The organism is Sphingomonas sp. Tas61C01 (assembly GCF_052567495.1).
Genome location: NZ_CP199583.1, coordinates 2,367,593 through 2,384,182, shown reverse-complemented (window position 1 = coordinate 2,384,182; position 16,590 = coordinate 2,367,593). Strand labels below are relative to the sequence as shown.

Sequence of the window (16,590 nt, the reverse complement as noted above, 5' to 3'; positions counted from 1 at the left end):
TCGCTCAGAGGATGTAGCGCATCCTGATGCGTTGTATTTCGGCATCACTCGTCACCGCGAATTTGGCCGCGGCGAACCGCGGCGGGCCGAAGGTAATTGCGGGGTTCTGCGAGAAGCCGAAGCCTTCGCGCGGGATGCCGGCGAGCGTGTCGAGCTTCGAATTGCCGTTCTCGTCATGGATCACCGCGATCGCGTAATTGCCGTGGGGCAGCCCGTCGAACCGCATCATATGGGTGTTTGCGGCGACGGTGCGGGTGATCGCGTCGGCATCGTCGACGCAGGCGGGGAAGTTCGCCGGATCGGCGGTGAGGCAGACCCGGATCAAACCCTTGGCCGAGCGCAGCTTGTCGACCGCGACGTCAAGCCGTCCGATCGGCGCCGCGCCGACCAGCATCGACGCCATCGCGGGGAGCGCCAGTGCCGCGACCCACCGCGCGCTGCCTAGCCTGCGCATGCGATCGGGCGAAGTCGCCGACGCCGCCGTCGGTGCCGCAGAGCCGGTCCCAGATGCGGAAATAGAGCCCATAATTGCACCCATATTGCTCATGATGACGCTGATGGTGGCTCGCGGTGATCAGCCAGCCCCCCAGCCGCCCGCCCCACATGAACCTTGGGAAAATCTCCCAGCCCATATGGTTGGTCACGCCCATAACCGTCATGATCGCCAGCACGAAGCCCAAGCTGCTGACATGGATCGGAATCACGAACACCAGTAGCGGAATTGCCACAGCCCCGGTCAGGGCCTCGATCGGGTGGAACGCCATTGCCGCCCACGCGGTCGGCGGGCGGCTGGCGTGATGGACCGCATGAGCCAGCCGGAACGGCTTAGGGCGGTGCATCCAGCGATGCGTCCAGTAGAACCAGCAATCGTGCGCCAGCATGTAGAGCAGCACCGACACAGGAAGATACCATAGCGGATAGGCGTCGACGTGGTCGTAGATCCTGGTCCACCCGCGATTATGCCAGCCCCAGGCGACAACGCCGGCGGGAATGCCGTAGATCGCTGCCGACGCCAGGCTCCAGACGATCTCGCGCCGCATCTGCCGGTCGAGCCCCTGGTACAGCCCGGGGTGCCGCGCCCTGGTCGCCGCGGCGAACGCGCCCGACACGATCAGATAGCGCAGGCCGACGATGAGGGTCATCGCCAGCGCCGACAGCAGGATCGCGAAAACGGCGGTCATTCCCGCCCCTTACCCGCAATGCGCACTACCGGCCAGCGTCGCGGTCATAAGGCGTCTTACGAACATCGCGAGCACGCCTTCTCGCCGCCCGCGCTTTGGGCTAGTCGCCTCGGACGATGGGATCGACGATCACTTGCGACGTTGCGATCGTCGGCGGCGGGCTCGCCGGCGGCCTGATTGCGCTCGCGCTGAAGGCACGGCATCCCGCGCTCGACGTCCGGATGATCGACGCTGCCCGGGTGGTCGGCGGCAATCACCGGTGGTCGTTCTTCGACAGCGACGTGTCGGAGGGCGACCGGTGGATCGTCGCGCCCCTGATCGGCAATAGCTGGATGAGCTACGAGGTCGCCTTCCCGGCGCATCGACGCACCATCGGGACCGTCTATCATTCAATCGACAGCGAGCGACTCGACGCCGTGGTGCGGCAGACGCTGAAACCGTCGGCGCTGATGCTGTCGCGCGTGGTGACCGAATTATCGGCGACCAGGATATCTTTCGCGGACGGCGACCGCCTCGATGCGCGCGGCGTGATCGATGCGCGCGGGACCGGCGACCTGTCGGTGCTCGATCTGGGCTGGCAGAAATTTGTCGGTCGCGAATTGCGGCTATCGGTTCCGCACGGCAGCGAGCGGCCGATGGTGATGGACGCCACGGTCGATCAGCTCGACGGCTATCGCTTCGTGTACTGCCTGCCGCTGGCGCCCGATCGGATGTTCGTTGAAGACACCTATTATAGCGACCACCCCACACTCGACCGGGCGGCGATCGGCGACCGCATCCATGATTATGCCGTCGATCAGGGATGGCAGGTAGAACAGGCGGGCCGCGAGGAAGCCGGTGTGCTTCCGGTCGTCATGAGCGGCGATTTCGAGCGATATTGGCAATCCTCCGGCGCCGGCATCGCGAAGGCCGGGATGCGCGCCGGGCTGTTCCACCCGACCACCGGCTATTCGCTGCCCGACGCAGTGCGCACCGCGGCCCTGATCGCGGCCCGCACCGACTTCACCGGCGTAGGGCTGCATGAAGCCACCCACGAATTCGCCCGGGAAAAATGGCGGCGACGGGGTTTTTTTCGGATGCTCGACACCATGTTGTTCAAGGCGGCGGATCCGGCGGAGCGTTATCGCATCCTGGAACGCTTCTACCGGCTCGATCCTTCCCTGATCGGTCGCTTCTATGCAGGAACTTCGACGATGATCGACAAGGCACGCGTACTGACCGGCAAGCCGCCGGTGCCGATCGGCCGCGCAGTCCGCGCGCTGGCGGGCCGGTCATGACGTCGGCGGTGGTGATCGGCGCCGGCTTTGGCGGGCTCGCGCTCGCGATCCGGCTGCAATCCGCGGGCGTCTCTACGACGATCGTCGAGGCGCGCGACAAGCCCGGCGGCCGCGGCTATTATTGGGAACGCGACGGCTTCACCTTCGACGCAGGCCCGACCGTGATCACCGATCCCGATTGCCTGCAGGAGCTGTGGGCGCTGACTGGGCGCGACATGACCGAGGACGTGACGCTGGCGCCGGTCAGCCCCTTCTATCGCCTCAACTGGCCCGACGGCACAAATTTCGACTACACCAACGACGACGTCCTGCTGCGGTCGGAGATCGCCAAGCTCGATCCAGCCGACGTCGAGGGTTACGGCCAGTTCCTCGACTACGCCGCCGGGGTCTATGAGGAAGGCTATCTGAAGCTCGGCCATGTTGCGTTCCTCGACTTCGCGTCGATGATCAAGGCTGCGCCCGCACTCGCCAAATACCAGGCGTGGCGTTCGGTCTATTCGATCGTGTCGAAATACATCCGCAACGAGAAATTGCGCGAGGCGCTGTCCTTCCACACGCTGCTGGTCGGCGGCAACCCGATGACCACCAGCGCGATCTACGCGCTGATCCACAAGCTGGAGCGCGACGGCGGCGTCTGGTTCGCGATGGGCGGCACCAACCGGCTGATCGCGGCGATGGTCACCCAGTTCCAGCGGATCGGCGGCACCATCCGCCTCGGCGATCCGGTCGCGCAGATCGAGACGCTCGGCGATCGCGCCACCGGCGTCATCACCGCGAGCGGCTGGCGCGCCGATGCCGACATGGTCGCCGCCAATGCCGATATCGTCCACACCTATCGCACCCTGCTGTCGGGATCGCGCAGCGCGCAGCGCACCGCGGGCAAGCTCGAGAACAAGAAGTACTCGCCGTCGCTGTTCGTGGTGCATTTCGGTATCAAGGGCAGCTGGCCGGGCATTCCGCACCACATGATCCTGTTCGGCCCGCGCTATAAGGGGCTGCTCGCCGACATCTACGATCACGGCGTGCTGAGCCAGGATTTCTCGCTCTACCTCCACCACCCGACCGTCACCGATCCGTCGCTGGCGCCGGAGGGGCATTCGACCTTCTATGCGTTGGCGCCCGTGCCGCACATGGGCAAGTTCCCGGTCGACTGGGACGAGATCGGCCCAATCCTCGAAAAGCGCATCCTGGACGAGATCGGGCGCCGCCTGATCCCCGACATCCACGAGCGGATCGTGACGAAGTTCTCCTACGCGCCGAACGATTTCGCGCGGGATCTGAACGCGCATCTCGGCAGCGCGTTCAGCCTGGAACCGACGTTGACCCAGAGCGCATGGTTCCGCGTCCACAATCGCGACGATCACATCCCCAACCTCTATTTCGTCGGCGCGGGCACGCATCCGGGCGCCGGCATCCCCGGCGTGGTCGGCAGCGCCAAGGCCACCGCGGCGCTGATGCTGGAAGGCGCGCGGTGAAGCGTGTCGCGGTCTATTGCGGATCGGCCACCCCCGCGGATCCGCGCTATCTCGAGGATGCCCGCGCGGTCGGCACCACGCTCGCCAAACGCGGGATCGGGGTTGTCTATGGCGGCGGTCGGCTTGGGCTGATGGGCGCGATTGCCGACGCTGCGCTGGCGGCGGGCGGCGAGGTGATCGGGGTGATCCCGCAGGCGCTGGTCGACGCCGAGGTCGCGCATAGCGGCCTCACCGAGCTCCACGTCGTCGGCGGGATGCACGAACGCAAGGCGAAGTTCACCGATCTGTCGGACGGCTTCGTCACCATCCCTGGCGGCACCGGCACGATGGACGAATTGTGGGAGGCGCTGAGCTGGGCGCAGCTCGGCTATCACGCGAAGCCGGTCGGACTGCTCAACAGCGCCGGCTATTACGATCATCTGATCGCGTTCTGGGAGAAGATGGCCGAGGTCGGCTTTCTCCGCGCGCAGCACCGCGACCTGCTGATCGTCGGCGATACGCTCGACGCGCTGCTCGCGGGGATGAGTGCACATGTCCCGACCCAGCCGATCGTGCGAATGGCGATGTCGGACCTGTGAGCACGGATCGGTGAACGAGGCATTGCCGTCGCGCGACGCGATCGTCGCGACCGCGCGTGAATCGATCGCGAAGGGGTCCAAGAGCTTCGCGACCGCCAGCCTGTTGTTCGACCGCGCGACCCGCGAGCGGGCGTGGCTGCTCTATGCGTGGTGCCGTGCCTGTGACGACATCGCAGATGGCCAGGATCACGGCCACACCATGCATGCGGTCGACGACGCCCCGGCGCGCACCGCGGCGATGGCAGTGCTCACCGATGCCGCGCTGGATGGCGAGGTGATCGGTGAGCCCGCGTTCGATGCCCTGCGGATCGTCGCCGCCGAAACCGGCATGCCGCGGCGGCTGGCTCATGACCTGATCGCCGGGTTCCAGCTCGATGCCGAAGAATGGCAGCCGCGCACCGAGGACGATCTGTACCGGTATTGCTATCATGTCGCGGGGGTGGTCGGCTGCATGATGGCGGTGGTGATGGGGGTGTCGCCCGACGACGACGCGACGCTCGACCGCGCGTGCGACCTCGGCATGGCGTTCCAGCTCGCGAATATCGCCCGCGACATCGACGAGGATTCGCGTGCGGGGCGCTGCTATCTGCCGAGCGAATGGCTCGCCGAGATGGACATCCCGCCCGGCGAGCAGATGAAACCCGTCTACCGCCCGCGGGTGGCGACGCTCGCTCGCCGGCTGGCCGACCGCGCCGCTTCGTTCGAGGCGAGCGCGCGCCAGGGGACGCGCGCCCTGTCGTTCCGCTCGGCGTGGGCGGTGCTGTCGGCCGCGGAGATCTACGGGGCGATTGCGCACAAGGTCGCCGCCGCGGGCGATCTCGCCTGGGACAACCGCGTCACCACGTCGAAGGGCGAGAAGCTGGCCTTCATCGTCCGCGCCTGGCTCGCCGCACGCCGACGCTCGCTGGCGCCGGTCGAGCCGCGCTCGCCGGGATTGTGGACGCGGCCTCGGTAAAGGCGTCGTTTGGGGAAATCGCCGAAACGGGGTGTTCGCGCAGAGACGCGGAGAACGCAGAGGGATTAAGATGACAGCCGCGTTGCAGGGTCGTTCGTCGCGATCGATCCATTGATGAAGGCACTACGCGCGGCCGACCATTCTTCCGCAAGCAACCACCACCATGCCCGTGCTCCTGCAAACGCAGGAGCCCAGAGCCACGCACGCCACGCTCGGCCACCCTGGACCCTGCTACGCAGGAGCACGCAAACGATCTTCACTGCGGCGGCTGTCCAGCAAGATGCCGACCCACATGATGACGCGCCGCTTCTTCTCCGCTTTTCCGCGTCTCCGCGTGAACCAAAACCTTCGCTCGGCGGGCAGAACCCCGACGCCGCTCCTGACCCGCCGCGGCGGCAGCGCGACTTCGATCGTCGATTAGGTGAGGAGCATCATCGCCAGCCATTGCCTTCGCCGGCCAAGCCCGCGCTCCCTCAATGGAAATACGTCCGCGAGACGACCTCGCTTTGCGCCAGCGTCCAAAAGAGTTGTTCACGCGGAGGCGCGGAGAAGAAGAGGGGAGGAGATCGGTTGCCTGCGCCGCCGGGCGGCGCTCAGCGCGGTCCCGATCCCGCTGCTTTCTCCTGATCGCCTCCGCGTGAACCCCAAACCTCATCCCGCGGAGGCAATCCCAAAACCGGTTCCGGAACGCCGCGCGCGCAACATGCCGCCCACCATGGCGAAGCCGGCGAGCATCATCGCCCAGGTCGCAGGCTCGGGAACCGCGGGCGTGAACCGGCGGTAGATCTCCGCGGTAGACATCCGATAGCCGGGGTTCTTCAGCACATCGACGTTGAGGTTCCAGCCGATCGCGTCGAACGCGGCGAGATCGAGCGCGGTGACCTCGCCGAGCTGGCCGGGGCAAATCAACGGGTCGATCAAACCCAAGTCCGTGTTGCAGAGCGCGTCATAGGTACTGCCGATATTGTCGCGCCAGTGCGAGGCCTGGTAGCCGTCGCCATTATAGCCGCCGGTCGAGAAGGCATTGTCGAAAAGGGCGCGCTTGCCGCCATCGATCGAGAAGTAGCTTTTCGTGCCGATCGACAGGTCGAGCACGGGTGCGTCGCCGTCGATCATGTTCTTGGGATCGTCGCTGTAGCGGAACATATCGAGCGGGGTGAAGAGCGGCGTATCGACGAGCGAGCCGGCCCCGGTGCCCGCTGTCTGGCCATACGGATCAGCATGTTCGTCGAGCGCATCGACACCCGAGATGAAGCCGAGCGCGTGGCCGAGTTCGTGGATGGCCATGGCGATGAAGTCGAACGAATTCGATCCCAGGCCGTCGCTCGGATCGAAATCGAAATCGAGGCCGGTGGTGTCGAACAGATCATTGGTGAAGATGATGCTGCCGTCCAGATTTCCATAGGTCGGGTCGTCGGCGGTGAGCGCGCCGATCGCCTTCAGCACCGACGTGTTCGCAAAGAGCTTCTTGCTGCTGACCGCGTCCCCATCGACGACCCTCAGGATCGTGCTGTCGTCATAGCCGTCCGCGTTGGTCCCATTGGTGACGAAGGTCGCCCCGCCCTGTGCGTTCAGGGCCGGCAACACCGCCATCTGGTCGAGCAGTGAATCGCTGCGGGTCTGCGCGATCCGCTGTTCCCAGTCGCCGACGCTGTACGCGGTCTGGATGGCGTCGGTGCCGCCGAGCCGCCCGAACTTCAGCTTCGCGTAGCTTATTCCGATGTTGATTGTCACATCGTTGGTCAGCACCGATTCCCAATACCGCGCCGCGGTCTCGAATCCACGCTCGGCAGGCGAGCCTCTGACGCCCCCCTGATCGACCAGGTTGATGACCGCGGCACTGGCGCCCGTGCTGGTGACGCAAGCTGCCGATATGCAGCAGAGATAATGCTTGAATTTCATTGTCCACCCCAGATTGAATGCCCCATCCACCGACAGCGGATAATGAATATTCCGTTGAAATAACGACAGGAGTCAACAGGATATTATTCAATTAGAAGTGTCGTTTTAAGAGGTTCGTCATTTCGTCGCCGAATACGTAACATCGCCGGCCTCTCGGACCGGCGATGTTTGTACTTGTCGCAACTATACGATCAGCCTGCAAAGCTAACCTTGACCTTGGTTCGCGGACGGCCGCCGCGCAGCGCGCCGCCGACCATCGCAAAGCCGGTGAGCATCATCGCCCAGGTCGTCGGTTCGGGCACCGCCGACAGGAACTGGCGGTAGATATCCGCGGTGTTCACAAGATAGCCGGGGTTGTCCAGCACGTCGAAGCTGATGTTCCAGCCCATCGCGTCGAACGACGCGAGGTCGAGCGCGTTGACCTCACCAATCTGTGCGCGACACGAGGTCGGATCCATGATCCCCAACTGCTCGACGCAACGCTTGTCGCCATATGTATCACGCCAGTGCGACGCCTGGCGACTGTCGCCGTTATAAGCGCCGGTCGAGAAGAAATTGTCGGACAGCGCGGTCTGCCCGCCATCGATCGAAAAATAGGACTCCGTGCCGACGGACAGGTCCAGGACTGCCTTGGTGCCGGATACCAGGTTCGTCGGATCCTTGCTGTAGCGGAACATGTCGAGCGGGCTGAAAATTCCGGTTTCTTGAAGGCTGGATCCGAACCTGCCGGCACCGGGACCGTCTGGATAGCTATAGATATCGAGGAGATCGACGCCTGAAGCGAAACCGAGCGCATGACCGATCTCGTGAAGGGCGACGCTGATGAAATCGTAAGCATCCTCATCGATGCCGTCGGTCGGATTGAAATCGAACTTCAACTTGGTGCTGAAATAGACCCTCGCATCGAGCGCGGTGTTGGTCTTGATCGCGCCCATCGCCTTCAGGAGCGACGTATTGGTGTAGAGGAGCTGGCTGCTGACGGTGTCGCCGAGGACCACCGACCGCTTGGTCGCGTCGTCCGCGCCTTCGGCGTCGATACCGTTGGTGATGAAGGTCGCACCGCCAGCCTCGTTGAGCTTCGGCAGGATCGCAGTCCGGTCCAGCCGTGAATCGCTCTTGGTCAGGCCGATCTGTCGTTCCCAATCGGCCACCAAATAGTCGGCGCGGCTGGAGCCGGTCGAACCGATGACCCTGTCCGACAACGGCTGGAAGCCGATAGCGATATTGATCTCTGCGTCGTTGGTCAGCACCGATTCCCAGTAGAGTGCGGCCATCTTGAAGCCGTGTTCGGCCGGCGAACCGGCCACGCCGCCCTCGTCGATCAGGTTGAGCTTCGCGGCATGCGCCACAGAGCTGGCGCTGCACGCCGCAAGTAGACAGTAAATATAGTATCTTTTTTTCATCGACCGACCCCCGATTATCAGTGATCATGCCCCCTGCATGATTAATGGATATTCACTTGAGCACTCATCGGAGTCAACAGGATATCGACTGTTTAAACACGCGTTTGCAGTAGTTCGCGTCGTGCTAGATACTAATACGCAGCCGACCCCTTTGGGTTGACGGCGTCTGTACTTATCGCGAGTAGATGGTCGGCCTGCGAAGCTTAACCTTTATTTTGATTCACGTACGGCGTTGGAAGAGCGCGCCGCCGACCATCGCGATGCCGGTCAGCATCCTCGGCCACGTCGTCGGTTCAGGCACTGCCGTCATGAACTGGCATTCCGCAATTCCGTGGTGCAGCGTTCGCCGCCGACGCGTCGCGCCGAGGCGACTTCTGGCCACTGTCGCCGTGATAATCGCCGGTCGAGACGCTGTTGCCGATCAGCGTGTCTTACCGCCGTCGACCGAGTAATAGCTCTCCGCCCCCGGCCGATAAATCGAACACCGGATCGGTGCCGGGAACCGGATCGGTCCGATCCTTGCTGTAGCGGAACATGTCCAGCGCACCGTAGATCGCCGAGTAGTTCAAGCTGTAGCCGAGCGTGCCCGCCTCCGGTCCATTGAATCAGCAATATTCGTCGAGTAAATCAAGACCCGAGGAGAAGACGAGCGTATTGCCGATCTTTATGGATCGCCACATCCCGCCCCCGGTTACGACTATCTCATGCCCGACACGAATGATGTATACTCGTCCAACGAAGATATGGAATTGAAAAGGATACTATCAGTCACAAGTTTAACTCGTCTTGTGCTTCGGACACGACAACGCCGCCGATCCTTGCGGACCGGCGGCGCTGTTCTTGTCGCAACTAAACCATCAGCCTGCGAAGCTAACCTTGACCTTCGTCCGCGAACGGCCACCACGCAGCGCGCCGCCGACCATCGCAAAACCAGTCAGCATCATCGCCCAAGTCGTCGGCTCGGGCACCGCCGACAGGAACTGGCTGTAGATGCTTGACGTCGTCGCCAGGTAGCCGGGGTTCTGCAGCACGTCGAAGCTGATGTTCCAGCCCATCGCGTCGTAGGCGGCGAGATCTAGCGCCGTCACTTCGCCACGCTGCCCGCGGCAGAAAGTCGGATCCATGATCCCCAGCTGCTTGGTGCAGACCTGCTCGTACGTCGTGCCCATCGCGTCGCGCCAGTGCGACGCCTGGCTCTCGTCACCATTGAAGGCCCCGGTCGAGTAGGTATTGCCGAACAGCGCGGTCTTGCCGCCGTCGATCGAAAAGTAGCTGTCGGTCCCCACCGACAGATCGAGCACCGGCTTGTTGCCGAAGACGAGGTTCGACGGATCCTTGCTGTAGCGGAACATGTCGAGCGCGCTGTAGATCGACGTATCGTTCAGGCTGTAGCCGAGCGTGCCGGCCTTCGGTCCGTTCGGGCCTCCATAATAATCGATGATATCGACGCCCGAGACGAACCCGAGCGCATGGCCGATTTCATGAATCGCGACACCGATGAAGTCGAACGAATTGCGATCGACCCCGTCGGATGGATTGAAATCGAACGCGAAATCACTGCTGAAGGTGACGTTGCCGTCGATCGCAGGGTTGTTGGAGTTGCGCGCGCCGATCGCTTTCAGGACCGACGTATTGGCGTACAGAATCTGGCTACTCGTTGTGTCGCCGAGAACGACCGCCTTCACGCTCGTATCGTCGTTGCCGTCCGCATCGACGCCGTTGGTGATGAAAGTCGCGCCGCGATCGCCGCCGAGCTTGGGCAGGATCGCGGTCCGATCGAGCAGCGAACCACTCTTCGTCAGGCCGATCTGGCGCTCCCAGTTCGATACCGAATAGTCGGCGCGGCTGCTGCCGGTCGAGCCGAGGACGTTTGGCGCCAGGGAACTGAAGCCGACTCCGAGGTTGATCGTGACGTCATTGGTGAGGACCGATCCCCAATACAGCGCGGCGATCTTGAACCCGTTTTCGGCCGGCGAGCCGTTCACGCCGCCGATGTCGATCAGGTTGATCACCGCTGCATTCGCGTTGGTCGCGGAGAGTGCGATTGCCGCACCGCAGCAGAGAAGTTGCTTCAGCTTCATCATGGACCCCTGTTGTCGGACCGCACATTTGCTGCCGGTCGCTTGCAGTCCACACATGCGTTGTCAGTTTGTTAACTGTCAATCGGACGGTAACCATGATCGTGAACCATAATGGCACCGTCGGGTTATTGCGCGATCTCTGTTGCTCTGCAGCAACACCGGTTTCATCTGTTATCGTCACCGGGCACCGTGACGAACCGTCATTTGCGGGATAGGATCGAGCGTGACCTCATCGCCCTCAGCCCTTACCGCGACCGTCGCCGCCCTGAAGCAGGCGACCGCGACTCGCGACCGTGCGGGTACGCGGGAGGCGGTGCGTCGACTGATCGCGATGCGCGCGCCGATCGGCGGCGAATGGCGACGGATCGCCGAGCTGATGCGCATCAGCGGCGAGGTGGCGCTGGCGCATGACGCGATCGATGCGTTCGTCGCGGCGGCCGGCGATACGCCAGCGGCGCGGCTGTCGAAGGTCGTGCTGCTCACGCAGACTGGCCGGATTCGCGAGGCGCACGCGCTGATCTCGACGCTGCCCGACACCGTCCCCGATCGCGGGGGCCATGCCTACCTGCGCGGCAACACCGCCATGACGCTGGGAATGGTCGAGGAGGGCCGCGAGCAGCTCGATTTGGCGCTGCGCGAACGCCCGGGCTGGGGCCCCGCCTGGCTGACCCTCGCATCGGCCTTTAACCTCGCCAAGGATCCGATCGGCAACCGCCTGCTTGCGGATGCCTCGATCGCCGAACGCCAGCCACCGGCAGAATTCGCGCGCTATTGCTACGCGCTCGGCAAGCTCCACGCCGATCGCAAGGACCATCAAGCCGCCTGCGCCGCTTATTCACGCGGCGCATCGCTGCTCCGGGCGGAGATACCGTATAGCCGCCAAGGCAACGAGGCCGCCGCCGAGCGCGCTATGACCGGCTTCGACGCGGGCTTCTTCGACCGTCATCGTCGCGCGGCGACACACGGGACCGATCGGCCGATCTTCGTCACCGGCCTGCCGCGATCGGGCACCACCCTGGTCGAACAGATCCTGACCAGCCACAGCGAGGTCGCGGACGGTGGCGAAATCAGCCTCGCGCATCATCTAGCGGTCGAAGCCGGCGGCGTGTCCGGCGACGCGATCGAGCGTCGCATCGCCGGCGGCGGATCGCTGGCGACGCTGGGCGATCTGTATCTGCACCTGCTCACCGAGCGGTTCGGCGGCGGCGGGCGGATCGTCGACAAGACCATCGACAACAGCCGCTTTCTCGGGCTGATCGCGGCGGCGCTCCCCGATGCGCCGCTGATCTGGATGCGTCGCGATCCGCTGGACAGCGCCTGGGCGTGTTTCCGCACCTTCTTCATCCACGGCGTCGCGTGGAGCTACGATCTCGAAGACATCGCGCATCACTTCCGGCTGGAGGACGCGTTGCTGGCCTATTGGCAGGAGCGGTTGGGCGATCGGCTGCTCGTGGTGCCGTTCACCGACTTCGTGACCAGACCCGACGCCTGGATCGCGCGGCTGCTCGCGCATTGCGGTTTGGCGGAGGAACCCGGCGTTTACCGCTTCTACGAAACCAATCGCGCGGTCGCGACCGCGAGCAGCCTGCAGGTGCGCCGGCCGATCAACCGCGACGGCGTCGGTGTCGCCGAGCCCTATCGCGCGTTCCTGCAGCCGTTCGAACAGGCCTATACCCGCGGTTAGCCGTGCGGCGGCTTCGCCTCGGCCTTCGCCACCATCATGCCCTGCCCGCGGCAGGCGGCACCGATCATCGGGTACGGCACGTCGGTGTTACGCGCGATCTGGTCGGGCAGCGCCGCGCGGCACGCCGCCATGCTTTCGTAGCGGACCGGCACAATCCGCGCTTCGGTGCATTGGACGTTGCCGTCGCCGCAGCCCATGATCGCCATCACGTAGATCAGCGGTTCCATCGGATCCTCCACTCGCAGCACACGGGTCCCGGCATCAATGACCGGTCCTGCGCAATGTTCCGGTCGAGGTGCTTTGCGATTCGGGGGCACGCGTCCTACATCGGCACGACCGATGCCCCCGCAAAGCCTTGCCCCTTCGAGCGAACAGCCGCTGCTGCCGACGCTGCGCCGTTTCCTGCCCTATCTCTGGCCCGCGGGCGAGACCGGGCTGAAGGTGCGCATCGTCGGCGCAATGACGCTCGTCGTCATGTCGAAACTGGTCCAGGTCTATGGCGCGCCGTTCGCGTTGCAGGGCGCGGTCGACGGCATGGGAGCGGGGGACCGTTCGGCGACGACGCTGATCGTGATGTTGGTGCTCGGCTATGCTGCGGCGCGCTTCGGCACCACCTTGTTCGACAATCTGCGTAACACCGTGTTCGAACGCGTCGGGCAGGATGCGACCCGCCGTCTCGCGGCGCAGGTGTTCCGGCATCTTCATGCGTTGAGCCTCGACTTCCACCTGTCGCGGCGTACGGGCGCGGTGACCAAGGTCATCGAGCGCGGCACCAAGAGCATCGACACGATGCTGTATTTCCTGCTGTTTAACATCGCGCCGACCGTGCTCGAGCTGGCGCTGGTGATAGGTCTATTCTGGACCAAGTTCGGGTGGCCGCTGGTCGCCGCGACCCTGATCATGGTGGTCGCCTATATTTGGTTCACCCGTGTCGTCACCGATTGGCGCGCGGCGCTGCGCACCCAGATGAACGATCTGGACACCGGTGCGGTCGCGCATGCGGTGGATTCGCTGCTGAATTTCGAGACGGTGAAATATTTCGGTGCCGAGGAGCGCGAAGCGCGGCGCTACGATCGCGCGGTCGACGCCTATGCGCGCGCGGCAGTGCGGTCGGAGAATTCCCTGGCGTGGCTCAACGTCGGGCAGGCGGTAATCACCAACCTGATGCTCGGCGCCGGTATGGCCTATATCGTCTGGGGCTGGAGCCAGGGCCGCTTCACCGCGGGCAACGTCGTGTTCGTGTCGACGCTGCTGGCGCAGCTGTTCCGCCCGCTCGACCTGCTCGGCATGGTCTATCGCACGATCCGCCAGGGGGTGATCGACATGGGCGCGATGTTCGAGCTGGTGGATACGCCCGCGACCATCGTCGATGCGCTTGGCGCTGCGACGCTTTCGATCGGGCGTGGGCATGTCCGCTTCGAAGGCGTTCGGTTCGGCTATGAGGCGGGACGCGATATCCTTCATGGACTGGACCTCGACGTGCCGGCGGGCAGCACGCTCGCGGTGGTCGGCCGGTCTGGCGCGGGCAAGTCGACGCTCGCACGGCTGCTGTTCCGCTTCTACGACCTCACCGGCGGCCGGATCACCATCGACGGTCAGGACATCGCGCAGGTGACGCAGGCATCCTTGCGTCGGGCGATCGGCATCGTCCCGCAGGACACCGTGCTGTTCAACGACACGATCGGCTACAACATCGCCTATGGCCGCGAAGGCGCCGGGACCGACGAGATCGCCGGCGCCGCGCGTGGTGCCGCGATCGCCGACTTCATCGAGCGCCAGACCGACGGCTACGGCACCCGCGTCGGCGAGCGCGGGCTGAAACTGTCGGGCGGCGAGAAGCAGCGCGTCGCGATCGCGCGGACGCTGCTCAAGAACCCGCCGATCCTGATCCTCGATGAGGCGACCAGCGCGCTCGACAGCCGCACCGAGGCCGACATCCTCGCCACCCTGGAGGCCATCGAGCGCGGCCGCACCACGATCGTCATCGCGCACCGCCTGTCGACGGTGGTCCATGCCGACCAGATCGTCGTGCTCGACGCCGGCCGCGTCGCCGAGCGCGGCACCCATGCCGAGCTGCTCCGCCGTGGCGGCATCTATGCAGAGATGTGGGCACGCCAGGCGCAGGAGCGGCAAGAGGCGCTCGCCGCGGAGTGATCGCTCGACCCTGTGTCCCCCGCCCGCTACAGCGCCGCCGATGATTGCCGACCCCCTTCCGACCCTGCAGCGCGTCTTCGGCTTTCCTGCCTTTCGGGGCGTGCAGGCCGATGTTGTCGACCGCGTGCTCGCGGCGAAGCGGACGCTGGCGGTAATGCCGACCGGGGCGGGCAAGTCGCTCTGCTACCAGTTGCCCGCGGTAATGCTGGAGGGGACCTGCGTCGTCGTCTCGCCACTCATCGCGCTGATGCACGACCAGCTTCGCGCCGCGGAGGCGGTCGGCATCCGCGCCGCCACGCTCACCAGTGTCGACGAGAACCGCGCCGAGACGATCGCGCGTTTCCGCGACGGCGCGCTCGACCTGCTCTACATCGCCCCCGAGCGCGCCTCGACCGGTCATTTCCGCGACATGCTCGGCCAGGCGCCGCTATCGCTGTTCGCGATCGACGAGGCCCACTGCGTTAGCGAATGGGGCCACGACTTCCGCCCCGATTATCGTCTGCTCGAACCGTTGCTCGACGCGTTTCCGGACGTCCCGCGGCTCGCGCTGACTGCCACCGCCGACGCGCACACCCGCGCCGACATCTGCAAGCAGCTCGGCATCCCGGTCGAGGGCATGATCGTCAGCGGTTTCGACCGGCCCAACATCCGCTACGCGATCAGCCCCCGCGCTAATACGTCCAAACAGATCGCCGACGTCATCGCCGCGACCCCGGGCCCCGGCATCGTCTATGCGCAGACCCGGGCCGCGACCGAGAAGCTCGCGGAGGCGCTCGCGCGCACCGGCCGCCCGACGCGTGCCTATCATGCCGGGCTCGACGCGCGCATCCGCCAGAAGAACCAGGCCGATTTCGTCGCCAGCGAAGACATGGTCATCTGCGCCACCGTCGCGTTCGGGATGGGGATCGACAAGCCCGACGTCCGCTTCGTCGCGCATGCCGGGCTGCCGAAGTCGATCGAGGCCTATTATCAGGAAACCGGCCGCGCCGGTCGCGACGGCGATCCTGCGATCGCGCATCTGTTCTGGGGCGCGGAGGATTTCGCGCGCGCTCGCCAGCGGATCGGCGAAGTCGAGCCCGAACGCCAGCCCGGCGAACGCACACGTCTCGCGGCGCTCGGCGCGCTGGTCGAGACCGCGGGCTGCCGCCGTCGCATCCTGCTCAAGCATTTTGGCGAGGACCGCGTCGACGATTGCGGCAATTGCGACAATTGCCTCGGCACCACCGAAGCGATCGACGCGACCGAGACCGCCAAGAAGTTCCTGAGCGCGGTGTTCCGCACCGGGCAAATGTTCGGGGTCGGCTATGTCGAGCAGGTGCTGTGCGGCCAAGCCACCGACCGCAGCGTCGATCGCGGCCACGAGGCGCTGTCGGTCTGGGGTATCGTCGAGGGCGAAGAGGCGGCGCTGATCAAGCCGGTCGCGCGCGCGCTGCTGCTGCGCGATGCGCTGCGCACCAACGCGCATGGCGGGCTGGAATTCGGGCCCGGTGCGCGGCCGATCCTGAAGGAGGATGCGCGGGTGACGCTGGTGGTTCCGCCCAAGCGCGCGCGGTCGCGTAAGCGCGATGCCGCGATCGCGGGTGATCCCGCCGACAGCCCGCTGTTCGAGGCCCTGCGCGCATGCCGCCGCGATCTCGCCAAGGATGCCGGGGTGCCGCCCTATGTGATCTTCCACGATTCGGTGCTGCGCGACATGGCGGCGCGGCGGCCGGCGAGCCGCGCGGAGTTGATGCACCTTTCGGGGATCGGCGCACGCAAGCTGGAGGCTTATGGCGACGCGTTTCTGGCGGTGATCCGGGGTTGATGGGATAGGACCCGAAAATACCTCTCTCTAGCCACCGAACAAACGCGATTTTGCCACGGTTCACCCTCCCGCTTGCAGGCCGATGACGCTATAGCG

At 65.0% G+C, this 16,590-nt stretch carries 13 protein-coding genes and 2 pseudogenes; 7 read left to right on the top strand and 8 right to left on the bottom strand.

The features are described 5' to 3' along the window. Positions 1–4: 4 nt before the first annotated feature. Both ACT009_RS11065 and ACT009_RS11060 read right to left on the bottom strand, forming a co-directional pair. Positions 5–403, bottom strand: a complete 399-nt coding sequence (locus ACT009_RS11065; protein WP_445191141.1) for a DUF2141 domain-containing protein — start codon at positions 401–403, stop codon at positions 5–7. Beyond that, positions 360–1,181 (bottom strand): sterol desaturase family protein, encoded by an 822-nt coding sequence (locus ACT009_RS11060; RefSeq protein ID WP_445191140.1) that lies wholly within the window; start codon positions 1,179–1,181, stop codon positions 360–362. The genes ACT009_RS11065 and ACT009_RS11060 overlap by 44 nt, the downstream gene beginning before the upstream one ends. A gap of 116 nt (positions 1,182–1,297) precedes the next feature. Here ACT009_RS11060 and crtY point away from each other — a divergent pair, with 116 nt between their 5' ends. Genes crtY through ACT009_RS11040 form a run of 4 tightly spaced genes read left to right on the top strand, consistent with a single transcriptional unit; the run spans position 1,298 to position 5,466 of the window. Continuing rightward, positions 1,298–2,458 carry a lycopene beta-cyclase CrtY gene (gene crtY, locus ACT009_RS11055; protein WP_445191139.1) on the top strand — a complete coding sequence of 387 codons (1,161 nt, stop codon included), beginning with the start codon at positions 1,298–1,300 and terminating at the stop codon, positions 2,456–2,458. Further along, a complete protein-coding gene (locus ACT009_RS11050; RefSeq protein ID WP_445191138.1) occupies positions 2,455–3,933 on the top strand; it encodes a phytoene desaturase in 1,479 nt (492 codons plus the stop codon). Before crtY ends, ACT009_RS11050 begins: the two co-directional genes overlap by 4 nt. Next, the gene (locus tag ACT009_RS11045; protein WP_445191137.1) at positions 3,930–4,511 is read left to right on the top strand and encodes an LOG family protein; all 582 of its coding nucleotides are present in this window, start codon (positions 3,930–3,932) and stop codon (positions 4,509–4,511) included. Before ACT009_RS11050 ends, ACT009_RS11045 begins: the two co-directional genes overlap by 4 nt. A 10-nt stretch (positions 4,512–4,521) precedes the next feature. After that, positions 4,522–5,466 carry a phytoene/squalene synthase family protein gene (locus ACT009_RS11040; protein WP_445191136.1) on the top strand — a complete coding sequence of 315 codons (945 nt, stop codon included), beginning with the start codon at positions 4,522–4,524 and terminating at the stop codon, positions 5,464–5,466. 651 nt (positions 5,467–6,117) lie between these two features. Here the strand turns inward: ACT009_RS11040 and ACT009_RS11035 are convergent. The 5 genes and pseudogenes from ACT009_RS11035 to ACT009_RS11015 form a co-directional block, all read right to left on the bottom strand. Next, positions 6,118–6,237 (bottom strand): annotated as a pseudogene (locus tag ACT009_RS11035) (PEPxxWA-CTERM sorting domain-containing protein); the annotation flags it as partial. 78 nt (positions 6,238–6,315) lie between these two features. Continuing rightward, positions 6,316–7,368: pseudogene (locus ACT009_RS11030) on the bottom strand (NF038122 family metalloprotease); the annotation flags it as partial. Positions 7,369–7,559: 191 nt separating this feature from the next. Further along, positions 7,560–8,771, bottom strand: a complete 1,212-nt coding sequence (locus ACT009_RS11025; protein WP_445191135.1) for an NF038122 family metalloprotease — start codon at positions 8,769–8,771, stop codon at positions 7,560–7,562. A gap of 220 nt (positions 8,772–8,991) precedes the next feature. After that, complete coding sequence (locus ACT009_RS11020) at positions 8,992–9,081, bottom strand: PEP-CTERM sorting domain-containing protein (RefSeq protein WP_445191134.1); 90 nt, start codon at positions 9,079–9,081, stop codon at positions 8,992–8,994. Between the two features lie 547 nt (positions 9,082–9,628). Continuing rightward, positions 9,629–10,855: an NF038122 family metalloprotease gene (locus ACT009_RS11015; protein WP_445191133.1), complete on the bottom strand. Its 1,227-nt coding sequence runs from the start codon at positions 10,853–10,855 to the stop codon at positions 9,629–9,631. Between the two features lie 220 nt (positions 10,856–11,075). Between ACT009_RS11015 and ACT009_RS11010 the strand changes: the two genes are divergently transcribed. Then, positions 11,076–12,536 (top strand): sulfotransferase, encoded by a 1,461-nt coding sequence (locus tag ACT009_RS11010; protein ID WP_445191132.1) that lies wholly within the window; start codon positions 11,076–11,078, stop codon positions 12,534–12,536. Here the strand turns inward: ACT009_RS11010 and ACT009_RS11005 are convergent. After that, positions 12,533–12,763, bottom strand: coding sequence for a hypothetical protein (locus ACT009_RS11005; protein ID WP_445191131.1), 231 nt, complete (start codon positions 12,761–12,763; stop codon positions 12,533–12,535). The genes ACT009_RS11010 and ACT009_RS11005 overlap by 4 nt on opposite strands. A gap of 112 nt (positions 12,764–12,875) precedes the next feature. Between ACT009_RS11005 and ACT009_RS11000 the strand changes: the two genes are divergently transcribed. Both ACT009_RS11000 and recQ read left to right on the top strand, forming a co-directional pair. Continuing rightward, on the top strand, positions 12,876–14,690 hold the full coding sequence (locus ACT009_RS11000; protein ID WP_445191130.1) for an ABCB family ABC transporter ATP-binding protein/permease: 1,815 nt from the start codon (positions 12,876–12,878) through the stop codon (positions 14,688–14,690). A 40-nt stretch (positions 14,691–14,730) separates the two neighbouring features. Beyond that, a complete protein-coding gene (gene recQ, locus ACT009_RS10995; protein WP_445191129.1) occupies positions 14,731–16,494 on the top strand; it encodes a DNA helicase RecQ in 1,764 nt (587 codons plus the stop codon). The last annotated feature ends 96 nt before the right edge of the window (positions 16,495–16,590 follow it).

What these genes read in the sequence shown, in the direction of transcription:
- ACT009_RS11065 (WP_445191141.1), bottom strand. Translation starts at nt 403, where the DNA reads ATGGCGTCGATGCTGGTCGGCGCGGCGCCGATCGGACGGCTTGACGTC.
- ACT009_RS11060 (WP_445191140.1), bottom strand. Translation starts at nt 1,181, where the DNA reads ATGACCGCCGTTTTCGCGATCCTGCTGTCGGCGCTGGCGATGACCCTC.
- crtY (WP_445191139.1), top strand. Translation starts at nt 1,298, where the DNA reads ATGGGATCGACGATCACTTGCGACGTTGCGATCGTCGGCGGCGGGCTC.
- ACT009_RS11050 (WP_445191138.1), top strand. Translation starts at nt 2,455, where the DNA reads ATGACGTCGGCGGTGGTGATCGGCGCCGGCTTTGGCGGGCTCGCGCTC.
- ACT009_RS11025 (WP_445191135.1), bottom strand. Translation starts at nt 8,771, where the DNA reads ATGAAAAAAAGATACTATATTTACTGTCTACTTGCGGCGTGCAGCGCC.
- ACT009_RS11020 (WP_445191134.1), bottom strand. Translation starts at nt 9,081, where the DNA reads ATGACGGCAGTGCCTGAACCGACGACGTGGCCGAGGATGCTGACCGGC.
- ACT009_RS11015 (WP_445191133.1), bottom strand. Translation starts at nt 10,855, where the DNA reads ATGATGAAGCTGAAGCAACTTCTCTGCTGCGGTGCGGCAATCGCACTC.
- ACT009_RS11005 (WP_445191131.1), bottom strand. Translation starts at nt 12,763, where the DNA reads ATGGAACCGCTGATCTACGTGATGGCGATCATGGGCTGCGGCGACGGC.
- ACT009_RS11000 (WP_445191130.1), top strand. Translation starts at nt 12,876, where the DNA reads ATGCCCCCGCAAAGCCTTGCCCCTTCGAGCGAACAGCCGCTGCTGCCG.
- recQ (WP_445191129.1), top strand. Translation starts at nt 14,731, where the DNA reads ATGATTGCCGACCCCCTTCCGACCCTGCAGCGCGTCTTCGGCTTTCCT.